The organism is Xanthomonas campestris pv. campestris str. ATCC 33913 (assembly GCF_000007145.1).
Lineage (GTDB): Bacteria > Pseudomonadota > Gammaproteobacteria > Xanthomonadales > Xanthomonadaceae > Xanthomonas > Xanthomonas campestris.
On the sequence record NC_003902.1, the window covers coordinates 3,051,203 to 3,065,665 of the forward strand.

Genomic DNA, 14,463 nt, shown 5'->3' on the forward strand with positions numbered 1-14,463 from the left:
AATGAACCGTTGATTGCTATTGCAACGGCGGGCACAGATTCATTACGTTCGGGTTAAGGCCATCTGACTCTTCGGTGACCGCCACTTCTCCCGATTCCCCAGTTCAAAGGTCAGGAATGAGCAATCAATTTCGTCGCCAGGTCCTCAAGCGCACCGCTCTCGCTGTCGTGCTCGGTGCGTGCCTAGCCAACGGCGCGGTGTATGCGCAGAGCACCACCGGCAGCATCTACGGCAGCGCGCCCAGCGAAGCCGGCAGCACCATCGTTGTGCAAAGCGATACAGGCCTCAGCCGCACCATCACCGTCGATGCGAATGGCCGTTACAACCTCGGCTCGCTGCCTGTCGGTGCCTATACCGTTACCCTGAAGCGCGGCGATCAGGTCGTCGATACCCGCAAAAACGTGCAGTTGCGCGTCGGTTCCGGCACCGAAGTGTCGTTTGCGGATGCCGGCAGCTCAAGTACTGCCGACGCCACGACGCTCGGCGCAATCACGGTGACCGCCGCCAATGCGCCGAAGATCGATGTCAGCTCGACCAGTTCGCGCTCGGTCATTACCTCACAACAGCTTGCAATTCTCCCCCTGGGGCGCAGCGCTGAGGCAATCGCATTGCTGGCACCGGGTGCCGTGGCAGGCAGCGGTGCATTTGACAACGGCTCGCGTTCGGTTGTGTCGTTTGGCGGCGCAGGCGTCACCGAAAATGCCTACTACATCAACGGATTCAATGTCAGTAATCCGCTCAGCAATCTTGGCGGCGTGAGCCTGCCGTACGGTGCGATTGATCAGCAGGAGACCTACACCGGCGGCTACAGCGCCCGTTATGGTCGTTCCACCGGTGGCGTCATTAACCAAGTCGGCAAGCGCGGCACCAACGAATGGCACTTCGGTGCCCAGGCAGTTTGGGAGCCAAAGTCGTTGGCGAGTTCGCCTGAAAATGTACGCTTTCCCAACAACACCTTGCCAGACCGGTTTGAATACACCAATCCCGATCAGCCGGGCACGCTGTATCGCAGCCGCAAGGACGATGGCGCAACGCGTACCGTCTACAGCGCATACGCTGGTGGCCCGTTGATCGAAGACAAATTGTTTGTGTTCGTTGCCGGTGAATCCGACAAAACCGAAGGTGTGTCGACGAACTCCAGTGCGGCCAGCGTTCTGGGACGTAACAACTACGCGTACAGCGCGCCGAAGTTCTACGGCAAGATTGACTGGAATATCAACGACAGCAATATCCTTGAATACACCCGTATCGAGAGTACGGACCGCCGCGCCGGTTATTACACGGACTTCGATTACGACACCCTGTCAGGCGGCGGGCGTAGTGGCACATTTGCCGATACGTACAAGATCAAAGATCGCTACGACATCTTCAAGTACACCGGCTATCTGACGGACGACCTTACGTTGAATGCCACTTGGGGGCGTAGCCGTCAGGACAACTTGCAGAGCAATCCGTACGTTTCCGCGCTTCCCTATCTTCAGAACGTAACCAACCAGAACCCCGCACTGACGGGTGGCACACCGATCACGAATGATCAGGCGAGCAATCGGACCAAGGCCAATCTCCCACAGAACAAGACCCGCAGCTTGCGACTTGAACTGGAGTATCGGATCGGTGATCACGATTTGACTGCAGGCGTGGACAACATGTACTTCAACGCCTCCAACGAAGGTGTCCGCACGACCGGCCCGGGCTACCAGTGGCTGTTTGCACGTCAGTCCGATCCGACCGTCGACATTCGTCCAAGTCTCGGGGTTGGTCCATCGGGTGGCGACGGCTACTATGCGCAGCGCCGCATCTTCACCACAACCACCAGCATGGCTGTCGAGCAAAAGGCTTATTACCTGGAAGACCGCTGGCAAGTCAGCGATAACTGGCTGGTGCTGCTCGGTATCCGCAACGACAAGTTCACCAACTTCAACAGCGCAGGTCAGCCGTATGTAGATAGCGGAGACCAATGGGCCCCACGTCTGGGCGTCAGCTGGGACGTCTTTGGCGACTCGTCGCTGAAGCTGTACGCAAATGCGGGCCGCTACTATCTGGCGCTGCCTAACAGTGTCGCGGTTCGCGGCGCATCGGCCTCCACCTATACCGATGAATACTTCGCATATTCGGGACTGGACGCAAACGGCGAGCCGACCGGCCTGACGGCCCTCGGACCGGGCCCGGTGTCGTCAAACGGCGAGTACGGTCAGACACCAGATCCCAACTCCTTCGCGCCGAGCGATCTGAAGTCGCAGTACCAGGACGAGTTCCTAGTAGGCTTCGAAAAGACTTTGGGCCAAAGCTGGAATTCCGGTGCCAAGGTGACGTACCGCAAGTTGCAAACTGCAATCGATGACGTCTGTGATACCGGCCGGATGGCCGACAAGCTGGAGGCCAGCGGCGTCAGTGCGTCGAGCGTTGCGATTCCGGGTTGTGTCATGTTCAACCCGGGCGAGACCAACACCTACAATCTGGCAAATGTTGATGGATCTGGCCGCACGCAGGTACGCATGTCCCAGGAAGACTGGGGCTTTACGAGTGGTGCAAAGCGCAACTACGTGTCAGTCGACCTATTCCTGGAGCATCCGTTTGACGAAAAGTGGTTTGCTCGGGTTGACTACACGTGGTCGCATCTTTACGGCAATACCGAAGGCCAGGTGAAATCCGATCTCGGCCAGGCAGACGTGTCCAAGACGCAGGATTGGGATTCGGCAGAACTGATGTATTACGCAGGTGGCAACCTGGCCAATGATCGCCGTCACCAGTTCAAGGCGTTTGGCGCTTATCAGTTCACTCCCGAGTGGATGGCATCGGCAACCCTTCGTGTCCTGTCGGGAACCCCAAAGTCATGCCTGGGCTATTTCGGCCAGGGCGAGCAGGATCCGATCGGCTACGAGTCGGCATATCACTATTGCGCTGGTACTCCCTCGCGGCCGGGTGACGCTGGCCGGACGCCTTGGCTGACCAATCTCGACCTGGGCGTTACCTACCGTCCTGCGTTTGCCGATCATAAGCTGGCCATCGGCCTGCAGGTGTTCAACGTCATCAACGACCGCGATGCAACGCGTGCCGAGGCAGTGTATGGAGACGACCGTTTCACCGTGTCCAACACCTATGGCATGGGGACCTACTTCAACCCGCCGCGCTTTGTTCGCCTGTCTGCTTCGTATGACTTCTAAGAGCGGCTAACAAAACAGAGCGAGCAGTCGTCAGGTGGGTGTGGACGGCGCGGAGGAACCGGAATGTACGGGGGTACACGAGATTCCGAGCACCGGCCGCGCCCGCCTGGCGGCTGCGCAGTCGTTTTGATAGCTGCTCCAAGCCCCGGAAGCTGGCGTAAGAAGTAACGGCTGTAATGCTCTCCACGGCCCCGCGAGGGGCCGTTTTTTTGTCCGAAGCCTGCTAGAACGAGAGGCCACGTTGACCTGCGTGCCCCACCCATGACCTTCGACACCATGCGTGCTGTCATACAGAAAGGTAGAGTGCCGCCACGGCTCCGCTGTGACGGGGCTTCCCAATTGACTGTTGCTCCTGGAGCCCTTGTGATTCGTACCCCTCATCTATTGACGCTGTCCCTGGCCGTCGCCGCCGCGCTGAGCGGCTGCAAGAAGCCCGAAGACGCCGCACCGGCCACCGCGCCTGATGCCGCTGCCAGCGCGGCCGCCGCACCCAAGACGCTGACCCTGGACCAAAGCAAGCTGCCGGCGGTGAATCAGTTCACTGCTGCCGATCTGGATCCCAACGGCAATGCCTGTACCGATCTGAACGCCTACGCCAATGCCAAGTTCTTGGCCGCCAACCCGGTGCCGGGCGACCGCACCAGCTGGGGCGCGTTCGAAATGCTCGACGAGCGCTCCAACGCGATCCAGCAGCAGCTGGCCGAACAGGCCGCTGCAGACACCGGTGCCACCGGCGTCGAAAAGATCGTCGGCGACCTGTGGTCCACCGGCATGGACGAAGCCAAGATCAACGCCCAGGGCATCGAGCCGCTGAAGCCGGACCTGGCCGCCATCGACGCCATCAGCGACCAGGCCAAGCTGGTCGACTACCTGCGCAGCAGCGCGGCGAAGGGCAACAACGAGCTCTTCAGCTTCGGCGCGGAAGCGGACTTCAAGAAGTCCAGCCAGAACATCGCCTATGCGATGCAGGGCGGCCTGGGTCTGCCGGACCCGGAGTACTACACCAGCGCCGGCAACAAGGCCAAGCTGGACGCCTACCAGGCGCACGTGGCCAAGGTGCTGGAACTGTCTGGCGTTGCCGCCGCCGATGCCACCGCGCAGGCCAAGCAGGTCGTCGCGTTCGAAACCCGCCTGGCCAAGGTCTCCAAGACCAGCACGCAGATGTCGCGCGATGCCTCGCTGGCCTATAACCCGATCTCGCCGGCCGATGCCGACAAGCTGACCCCGAACTGGTCGTGGACCGAGTTCTTCAAGTCGCAGGGCGTGGCCACGCCGGAGATGTTCTCGCTGGCAATCCCGGCCTTCCATCAGGAAGTGAGCAAGATGATCGCCGACACCGACCCGGCCATCTGGCGCGCCTACCTGCGCTTCCACACCGTCGACCGTGCCTCGCCGTACCTGAGCCAGCCGTTCGTGGATGAGAGCTTCGCGTTCTACAACAAGACCATGCGCGGCCAGAAGGAAATCAAGCCGCGCTGGAAGCGCGTGCTGGCCACCATCAACAGCCAGGCCGGCGAAACGCTGGGCCAGATGTACGTCAAGGTCGCCTTCCCGGGCGATTCCAAGGCCAAGATGGAAACCCTGGTGACCAACCTGCGCACCGCACTGAAGGCGCGCATCGAAAAGCTCGACTGGATGAGCCCGGAGACCAAGACCAAGGCGATCGCCAAGTGGGAAAGCTTCACGCCCAAGATCGGCTACCCGGAAAAGTGGCGTGAATGGAACGGCCTGAGCACCAGCCGTGACAGCTACCTGGGCAACGTGATGGCGGCATCCGAGTTCAACTACAAGTGGAACCTGTCCAAGATCGGCAAGCCGGTGGACAAGACCGAATGGGGCATGAGCCCGCAGACCGTCAACGCCTACTACAACCCGCTGCAGAACGAGATCGTGTTCCCGGCCGCCATCCTGCAGCCGCCGTTCTTCGACCCGAATGCGCCGGAGGAAATGAACTACGGCGGCATCGGTGCGGTGATCGGGCATGAGATGACCCACGGCTACGACGACCAGGGCAGCCGCTTCGGTGCCGATGGCAACTTCATCGCCGATCCGGGTTGGTGGACGCAGAAGGATCTGGACGCGTTCAAGGCACGCACCGGCAAGCTGGTGGCACAGTTCGACAGCTACCGCACGCCGGCAGGCGACAAGGTCAAGGGCGACCTGACCCTGGGCGAGAACATCGCCGACCTGGGCGGCCTCAACACCGCCTATGACGCGATGAAGACCGCCACCGCCGGCAAGGACGACCCCAAGAGCGACGGCATCACCCGCGACCAGCGCTTCTTCCTCAACTGGGCGACGGTGTGGCGTCGCAACTTCACCCCGGAAGAATTGGTGGTGCGCCTGAAGACCGACCCGCACGCGCCGGCCAACTTCCGCGCCATCGGCGCGCCGTCGAACATGCCGGCATTTGCCGCCGCATTCTCGTGCAAGGCGGGCGATGCGATGGTGCGTCAAGGCGATCAGCAGGTTGTGATCTGGTAATCGTGCAACCGTGTTAAGAGAAAGCGGCGATCTTCGGGTCGCCGCTTTTTTTTGTGCGTGCTGTGGCGCCGTTGGCGGGCGTGCAACCTCGTTATTCCGCGCTGGCAGTGCAAATGCCTCAATTGAAAGTCGGCACGTCACTTCGGCAACCAATCTCGCTGCAACGCTCTCGGGAGTGCTTTACCAGGCACGCTCAAGACAACTGCTTGTGGAGCACTGGCATGGATTGCCATCGCAGCATCCAGTCACTGGATGCGCTTCGTGAACCGCTATCGCCCGACCAAGCTCAACAAACCTCAATCCCGGCGTTCGCAAGGCCGAGTCCGCTTATGCTCGGCATCCATCTCCTCGCCGATGCCAGACATGCCCTTGCTCAAGACCTCCACCCTTGCCCTGGCCCTGCTGGTGGCCCTGCCCGGCTGCAAGCGCACCTCCGATGCAGAGAGCGCCCCTGCATCAGCCGCCATTGCGGCGCCTGCCGCGCCGCCCACCACGGCAGCAAACACACCCGCATTCGATATCAGCGAGCTGGGCCCTGCAGCCAGCGCGTGCCAAAACCTGGACGAGTTCGTTAACGGCGCCTGGGCCAAGGCCAATCCGATTCCGGCCGACCACACCAGTTGGGGCATCGACGAACTCCTGACCGAGAAAAGCCTGCTGATCCAACGCGAGCTGCTTGAAGCCGCGGCGAGACAGGCCGGTACACAGGCCCCATCGCTGGAACAAAAGATCGGCGCGCTGTATGCGTCCGGCATGGACGAGGCCGCAATCGAAGCCGCCGGTGCCAAGCCGATCCAGCCGCAGCTGGATAAGATCGCCGCATTGCACTCCGGCAAGGATGTCGCTGCCTACATCATCAGCCGGCATGGCGAAGGCGACGCACAGGTCTTTGCGTTCGGTGCCGGTGCAGATTTCCACAATGCCGACCAGCAGATTGCGTTTACACAGGAAGGTGGCCTTGGCCTGCCAACCAAGGACTACTACACCGGTGCGGAGCACGCGCCGATCCGCGCAGCCTACCTTGCCTACATCGCCAAATCGTTCGAACTCACCGGCACCCCTGCCGCGCTGGCCAAGACACAGGCAAACGACGTGCTTGCGCTCGAAACGCGCCTGGCTGCCGCATCGCTGGCCCCCGTGGACGCGCGTGAACCAAAGAACCAATACCGCCTGGTCACCCTCGCCGAGGCGGACAAGCTCACTCCGCACTTTCCGTGGGAGGATTTTTTCGCCACCCAAGGCGTACCGGTCGGCAGCGGCTTCTCGCTCGCGCAGCCACGGTTTTTTGCCGCGTTCGATCAGGCATTGGCTAGCGCGCCCATTGCGCAGTGGCAGGCCTACCTACGCTTCCATGCGATCGATGACGCATCCACGCGCTTGAGCAAGGCATTTGCCGATAATCGCTTTGCGTTCTATGGCAAGACGCTGTCCGGGCAGCCAGAGCAGCTGCCGCGCTGGAAGCGCGTGCTGCGTTCGGTCAACGGCGCAATGGGCGAAGGCGTTGGGCAGCTCTATGTGGCCAAGGTGTTCACGCCAGATGCCAAGCAACGCGCCAGCGAACTGGTCGACAACGTTCGCGCGGCGCTCAAGACACGTATCGAACAGGTCGACTGGATGAGTGCCGAGACCAAGGCCAAAGCCTTGGCCAAGTGGCAGACCTTCCTGCCCAAGATCGGCTATCCGGACACCTGGCGTGACTGGTCGGGGTTGCAGATCACACCCGGCGACTATTACGGCAACCTGCAGGCGGCTGACACGTTCAATTATCGCTACGACATTGCGCAGATCGGCAAACCCACCGATCGCGGCCGTTGGTCGATGACGCCGCAGACGGTCAACGCGTATTACGACCCGATGACCAATTCGATCAACTTTCCTGCAGCGATCCTGCAGCCTCCGTATTTCGATGCCACTGCCGACGATGCGTTGAACTACGGCGGTATCGGCGCGGTGATCGGTCACGAGGCCACCCACGGGTTCGACGATCAGGGCAGCCAGTTCGATGGTGCAGGCAACAACGTCAACTGGTGGACGGCAGACGATCGGCGCAAGTTCGACCAACGCAGCAACCAGTTGGTCAAACAGTTCGATGCGTATGCGCCCCTGCCCAGCCATCCGACCCTGCACGTCAACGGCAAACTCACGCTGGGCGAGAACATCGCCGACCTGGGCGGCACCAACGTTGCCTATGACGCGTTGCAGACCGCCTTGCAGCAGCATCCGGAACGGGCCAAGGCCATCGACGGCTACAGCCCCGACCAGCGCTTTTTCCTTGCCTTCGCCCGCAGCTGGCGTCAACGCGTCCGTGATCAACAACAGCTGGTCTATCTGGCGTCGGACCCGCACGCGCCAGCCAAGCTACGCGCCATCGCATCACCATCGAACATGCCGCAGTTCGCCACCGCCTTCGCCTGCAAGCCGGGCGATGCAATGGTGCGCCCGGAGAAAGACCGCGTGGTGATCTGGTAATTCGTTGCAGGCGCCGCCTGCAATCGCTTCCAGTGCCAACGCACCACGCACAGGCCCGCACCCGCGGGCCTGTCGCGTTCATGCCAGCGAGCGCTCGCACGGACGAACGGCCGCTGCGGCCTGCCTGCGCGAGGCGCAGCCTTGCTAAACTCCGCCGACTTCAATCTGGCCACCCTTCGTCTCGATGCCCACCATTCGTCCGCTTGCCCTCGCTCTTGGCTTCAGCCTGATCACGCTGTTGTCCGCCCCTGACGCCGACGCCGCTCGCAAGAAGAAGGCAGCCCCCAAGGCCCCGGCTGTGCCGGCCGCCTGCACCGATTTCTACGATTACGCCAATGCCGGTTGGCTCAAGAGCAACCCGGTGCCGCAGGCTGGCGCGGTCACCGCGCTGGGCCAGCTGTCCGACCGCGCCCTGCAGCAGCAGCGCGAGCTGCTGGATGCGGCGATGAACAGCCCGCAAGGAAACGTGCAGAAGTTGCTCGGCGACTTCTGGGCCAGCGGCCTGGATGAGGCCGCCGTGGAAAAGGACGGTTCCAATCCGATCGCCCCGTTGCTGTCGCGCATCGATGCGATCAAGAAGGCCAAGGATGTGCCCGCTTCGATCGCCGCGCTGCACCAGGTCGGTATCCCGGTCGGCTTCAACTTCGGCCCGGACGTGGACCTGAAGGCGCTCGACCGCCACATCGGTTACTTCATGCAGGGCGGCATGGGCATGCCGGATCCGGCGTTCTACACCCGCACCGACGCCGACACCCAGGCGCTGATGGGCCGCTACCGCGCCTACGTCAAGCAGATCCTGGCGCTGACCGGCACCCCGGCCGACAAGCTCGATGCCGATGCGGCCTCGGTGTTACAGATCGAAACCGCACTGGCGCGCAGCGCGCAGTCCGTGCAGGGCATCAACAACCCGTTCAACAACTACGCGCCGATCGCCACCAAGGAGCTGACCAAGCAGTACAAGAACCTGCGCCTGGGCGACTTCCTCGAGGCCCAGGGTGTCAAGGACGACCTGGTGTCGATGGCCGACCCGGCGATGTTCAAGCAGCTCGACAGCATGATCGTCAGCATCAAGCCCGAGCAGTGGAAGGCCTACCTGCGCTGGCGCGTGGGCGATGCCATGGCGCCGTACCTGTCCAAGAGCTTCCATGACGCCGAATACCAGTTCCGCGGCCGCTTGCTGCGTGGCGACGCCTTGCCGCCGCAGCGCTGGCAGCAGGTGCTCGATGCCATCAACGTGGCCGCCGGCCCGATGCTCGGCCGCGAGTACGTGAGCCGTTACCTCAGCAGCGACACCCGCCGCCAGGCCGAAGCCATCGCCGACCAGATCCGCGATGCGCAGCTGGCCGCGCTGGAGCGCACCGGCTGGGGCAATGGCGAGGTCATCGCCGAAGCCAAGGCCAAGCTGAGCGCCATGAAGATCGAAGTGGGCGCACCGCGCCGCGACCTCGACTACACCGTGCAGCCGATGGGCCGTGGCAGCTTCGGCGCCAACATGCTGATCGCCTCCACCTGGCGTCACCGCGAAGAAATGAAGCGCATCGGCAAGGGCAACGCCGACCGCCGTTGGGACGTGCTGCCGCAGCAGCCGGCGCTGGCCTACGACATCGCACAGAACCGCCTGATCATCACCGCTGCGGTGCTGCAGCCGCCGGTCTTGAGCACCGGCGCCACGCCGGCTGCACAATACGGTGCCTACGGCGCGCTGGTGGCGCATGAAATGACGCGTGCCATCGATGCCAAGGGTGCGCTGGTCGATGCCAAGGGCGAACTGCGCAGCTGGTGGACGCCCGCCGAAAAGAGCAGCTGGACGCTGCTGACTGGCAAGGTAGCCAACCAGTACGGTGCCTACGCCTACCCGGGCGTGCCCAATGCCAAGGTCAATGGCGCACAGACCGCCGAAGAAAACCTGGCCGATCTGGCCGGCGTGGAGTTGGCGTGGCAGGCCTTCAGCAAGGCGCAGCCGGCGGCAACCCAGGCCGACAAGCAGGCCTTCTTCACCGCCTGGGCCGGCCTGTGGGCGCAGCAGCTGTCACCGAACGAAGCGGTGCAGCGTGCCAGTGCTGACATCCGTGCACCTGGCCAGTGGCGCACCAACGGCCCGCTGTCCAACCTGCCGGAGTTCGGTGCCACCTTCAGCTGCAAGCCGGGCCAGCCGATGCAGCGTGTGGATGCAGACCAGTTGAAGATCTGGCGCTGAGTTAGCGCCCTGCGTCATCGGCAGTAATAAAAAAGAGCGCGGAATCCGCGCTCTTTTTTGTCTGGATTTTGAACCGTCGCGTTGCTCACCACCGCCAAGCACGCTTTGTAGGAGCGGCCTTGGCCGCGATGGAGCGTTACCGACAAACCCCGTCGCGGCCAAGGCCGCGCCTACAGGTTCACAGCGCATTGCGTCGCTTGATTCAGCGCACCACACGCAGCGGCGGCTTGCGCCCCTTGCCGCGCTTGCCACCAAACGGCGGCTGGCCGCGCCAGTGGCGGATCAACAGCCACCCGAACAGCATGCCGCCCAGGTGCGCAAAGTGGGCAACGCCGGGCTGCCAACCGGTGGCGCCAAGCAGCAGCTCGATCGCACCGAACACGATCACGAAGGTCCGTGCCTTCATCGGGATCGGTGGAAACAGCAGCATCACCCGCTGGTTCGGGAACAGCATGCCGTAGGCGAGCAACAAGCCGAACACCCCGCCAGACGCGCCCAGCACCGGTGCCCCGCTCTGGGTGAACCAGGCCATCAGCAGCTGGCACACGCCGGCGCCGGCCACGCACACCAGGTAATACGTCAGGAATCGCTTCTGGCCCCAGGTCTGTTCCAGCGGCGCGCCGAACATGAAAAGCGCCAGCATGTTGAAGAACAGATGGTTGAACCCGCCATGCAGAAACGCATAGGTCAGCAGCTGCCACGGCATGAAGCTGGCACCCGGCGAGAACGCATCGAAGCCATTGGAGAGCGGCCACAACATCAGCGGCGACAGCGCTGCATCGGACGGCAGCAGGCCGGCACCCAGGTCACCCAGCGCCCATTGCAGGATGAACATGCCGAGATTGGCGATCAGCAGGGCTTTGGTGACGGGCGGCAGTTGGGGCAGCATGGCGGCATCCTTCGGGACTGCCGCTCATCATAACGGCAGGCTTATGAAGGACCCCACACGGCCGCATCCAGCCGTTGCGCTGCAGTGGCACGCCGTACCCTGCCCCGCTCCACTGGCACGCCTTCGGCACGCAGTCGCTGGCATTGCGCTTGGTAGCCGGCAGAGCCCTCCGGCAGCGCGATGCGCCCGTCGCTGCGCAGCACCCGATGCCAGGGCAACGCTGCATCCTGATTGCTGCTCAACAACTTCGCCACCAGGCGCGCACGCCCTGGCAGGCCCGCACGCATCGCCACTTCCCCGTAGCCTGCAACCTCGCCCGCGGGAATGGCGCGGATCACGTCCAGAATCCGCAGCCGAACCTGCTCGGCAGCGCGCGTGGCGGATGCGTCACCGGCATGCGAGCCGGCGACACGAGTCTTGGAGGGGCGAGGTGACGGCATGCGCGGATGATGCCATTCGGAGGCAATGCGCGTCAGGCCAGCTGCGCGCTCGTGTGGTCGGGCACCACACACCATCGGACAACAACGCCTTGCTGGGCTGCTGAGAGACCTGCAGCTTTGCCAGAGCAACAACGTGCCGGGACTGACCTCTGCGCTGATTGCCACGCGGCCACCGCAAACGCATGCGGCCAACATGCAGTGCTCAATGCATCAACACAATTTCTTCGGATGAGGTGGGATGGATCGCCACGGTCTCGTCGAAGTCGCGCTTGGTGGCGCCCATTTTGACCGCCACCGCAAAGCCCTGCAGCATCTCGTCGGCGCTTTCGCCGAGCAGGTGCACGCCGACCACGCGCTCTTCCTCGCCCACGCACACCAGCTTGAACACGCTGCGCTGCGGCGCATCGGCCAATGCGTGCAACATCGGGCGGAAGTTGCTGCGGTACACGCGCACCGCACCGTCGTAGCGCTCACGCGCCTGCTCTTCGGTGAGGCCCACCGCACCCAGCGGCGGGTGCGAAAACACCACGCTGGGCACGTTGTCGTAATCCATGCGCGCATCCGGCTGACCACCGAACAGGCGATCCATCAACTTGCGCCCCGCCGCGATCGCCACCGGCGTCAGCCCAACCTTGCCGTCCACATCGCCTACCGCATGAATGTTGGGCACGTTGGTGGTCTGGCCGTCGTCCACGACGATTTCGCCCTTCTTGCCGAGTTCCACGCCGAGCGCTTCCAGGCCCAGCCCGGCGGTGTTGGCACGGCGGCCAATCGCAAAGAAAACCTGGTCAAAGACATCGTTGCCCAACTCGCCCGGATGCGCACTGTGGCCACGCATGCGTAGCTTGCCCGTGTCATCGCGCTGCACACCGGTGGTGCGGAAACCGAAGTGCAGGCGCACGCCGAGATGGCGCAGGTTATCGGCCAGCTGCAACGTGAGTTCGGCGTCGAAGCGTTCCAGCAACCGCTCGCCCTGCACGAACAGATGCACGCGGCTGCCAAGCGCCTGCAACAGCCCCGCAATCTCCACCGCGATGTAGCCGCCTCCAACGATGGCCACATGGTCCGGCGCATGGCAGAGGTTGAAGAAGTCGTCGGACACATGACCATGCTCGGCGCCCTCCACGTGCGGGCGCAATGGATGCGCGCCCGTGGCGATGACGATGTGCTCGGCAGTGACGGGCACGCCGTCGGCGCCCATCAAGGTATGCCGGTCCTGCAACACGCCACGCTGCGGGATCAGCACCACACCATCATCGTCGAGGCGGCGCCGGTAACTGGCGTGGATATTGCCGATGTAGCCCTGCCGGTGGGTGACCAATTCCTGCCAGGTCAAGGTCGGGCGCACCACATCAAACCCGAGTGCACCAGCCAGTTCGATCTTGCTCGCCAGATCGGCCGCCAACCACATCGCCTTCTTCGGCACGCAGCCGAGATTGACGCAGGTTCCGCCGAGCTCGCCCGGCTCCATGATCGCAACACGCGCGCCATGCTTGGCTGCGCGGAACGCTGCGGCAAGACCACCGGAGCCACCGCCCAGCACCACCACGTCGTAGTCGTAACGTGCGCTCATGCGAAACGCTCTGCGCGGTAGGGATGCGGGTCCAGCGCGGGTACGCGCCCGGTGATCAGGTCGGCCATCAGTTGTCCACTTGCAGTACTCATGCTGATGCCGAGCATGCCATGGCCGGCCGCGAGCCAGACGTGAGGACTGCGCGGCACCGCGCCCAACACCGGCACATCGTCCCAGGTCATCGGGCGCCATCCATACCAGCGTTCGATTTCGACAGGGCCTTTCGGCGCGTGCAGGAATTGCGCTGCCGCGCGCTCTAGCGCTGCCAGGCGTGTCGCGTTGAGCTGGCTGTTGTGGCCGGAGAATTCCATGGTGCTGCCGATGCGCAGGCGGTCGCGCCATGGCACGACGAACACCCAACGGTCCTTCAGCACCACCGGGCGTTTTGGCATCTGCGCCGGCGCGCTATAGGTGATCGAATAGCCCTTGCCGGCCTGCACCGGCAGCCGTAGCCCCAGCTGTGCAGCAAGTTGCGGCGACCACGGCCCGGTGGCGATCACCACTTCGCGCGCATGCAGTTGTCCGCGCGCGGTGTGCAGGCACACGCCCTGCGCATCCGGACGCACGGCGTGCACACGGCAGTGTTCCTGGATCACGCCGCCACGTGCGCGCAGCACACGCGCCAGCTCGGCGGTGTAGCGTTCGGGGCGCAAATGCGCATCGCCGGGGAAGTGGATCGCGCCGGCAATACCCTGGCGAAAGGCGGGGTCGTCCCGCACATAGTCTTCGCCATCGATAGCGTGTGCCTGGATACCCCACTGCGCCAACGCTGCGCATTCGGCACGGTAATGTTCGAACCTGCGCACATCGCCGAATACATAGTCCAAGCCATCGCTGCGGAATTCGCAGTCCAGCCCGTCGCGTTCGATCCAGTGGGCAAGCCGCAGGCGTGCATCGTGTAGCAGCGCAGCGCGCGCCTGCACGCTGGCCCGCCAATCGCGCTGGTTGCAGCGCCGTGCAAAGCGCCATAACCAACGCCACAGCGTGGGATCCAGCCGCGGCGGGATGTACAGCGGCGCATCCGGCGTGAACATCCATTTCAGCGCCTGGCCAAGCATGCCCGGCGCTGCCAGCGGCGGCGCATGGCTGGGCGTGATGGTGCCGCAGTTGCCATACGAGGTTGCCCCGCCGATTGCGCCGGCATCAAGCACCTGCACCTGCCGGCCGGCACCGACCAACGCACGCGCGGTGGCCAGCCCGATTGCACCGGCGCCGATGACCACCACATCCACGCGTGCGTTGCTCAT

General features: G+C 63.5%; 8 protein-coding genes and 1 other RNA gene. 4 read left to right on the top strand and 5 right to left on the bottom strand.

Translation table 11 applies throughout. The features are described 5' to 3' along the window. The first annotated feature begins 116 nt into the window (after positions 1–116). Positions 117–3,164, top strand: a complete 3,048-nt coding sequence (locus tag XCC_RS13365) for a TonB-dependent receptor (RefSeq protein WP_011037703.1) — start codon at positions 117–119, stop codon at positions 3,162–3,164. A gap of 4 nt (positions 3,165–3,168) precedes the next feature. Here XCC_RS13365 and XCC_RS13370 read toward each other — a convergent pair. Further along, positions 3,169–3,243, bottom strand: a non-coding RNA gene (locus XCC_RS13370) — sX9 sRNA. Between the two features lie 305 nt (positions 3,244–3,548). Here XCC_RS13370 and XCC_RS13375 point away from each other — a divergent pair. The 3 genes from XCC_RS13375 (at position 3,549) to XCC_RS13385 (ending at position 10,314) form a co-directional block, all read left to right on the top strand. Continuing rightward, a complete protein-coding gene (locus XCC_RS13375) occupies positions 3,549–5,648 on the top strand; it encodes a M13 family metallopeptidase (protein ID WP_029628918.1) in 2,100 nt (699 codons plus the stop codon). 363 nt (positions 5,649–6,011) lie between these two features. Beyond that, positions 6,012–8,117, top strand: a complete 2,106-nt coding sequence (locus tag XCC_RS13380; RefSeq protein WP_011037705.1) for a M13 family metallopeptidase — start codon at positions 6,012–6,014, stop codon at positions 8,115–8,117. Between the two features lie 184 nt (positions 8,118–8,301). Next, positions 8,302–10,314, top strand: a complete 2,013-nt coding sequence (locus XCC_RS13385; RefSeq protein WP_011037706.1) for a M13 family metallopeptidase — start codon at positions 8,302–8,304, stop codon at positions 10,312–10,314. A gap of 202 nt (positions 10,315–10,516) precedes the next feature. Here XCC_RS13385 and XCC_RS13390 read toward each other — a convergent pair whose 3' ends face one another. The 4 genes from XCC_RS13390 to XCC_RS13405 all read right to left on the bottom strand — a co-directional run bounded on the left by XCC_RS13390 (position 10,517) and on the right by XCC_RS13405 (position 14,463). Further along, a complete protein-coding gene (locus tag XCC_RS13390; RefSeq protein ID WP_029216918.1) occupies positions 10,517–11,200 on the bottom strand; it encodes a rhomboid family intramembrane serine protease in 684 nt (227 codons plus the stop codon). Between the two features lie 44 nt (positions 11,201–11,244). Then, the gene (locus tag XCC_RS13395; RefSeq protein WP_011037708.1) at positions 11,245–11,643 is read right to left on the bottom strand and encodes an MGMT family protein; all 399 of its coding nucleotides are present in this window, start codon (positions 11,641–11,643) and stop codon (positions 11,245–11,247) included. 202 nt (positions 11,644–11,845) lie between these two features. Beyond that, a complete protein-coding gene (gene gorA / locus XCC_RS13400) occupies positions 11,846–13,216 on the bottom strand; it encodes a glutathione-disulfide reductase (RefSeq protein WP_011037709.1) in 1,371 nt (456 codons plus the stop codon). Next, positions 13,213–14,463: an NAD(P)/FAD-dependent oxidoreductase gene (locus tag XCC_RS13405; RefSeq protein WP_011037710.1), complete on the bottom strand. Its 1,251-nt coding sequence runs from the start codon at positions 14,461–14,463 to the stop codon at positions 13,213–13,215. The genes gorA and XCC_RS13405 overlap by 4 nt, the downstream gene beginning before the upstream one ends.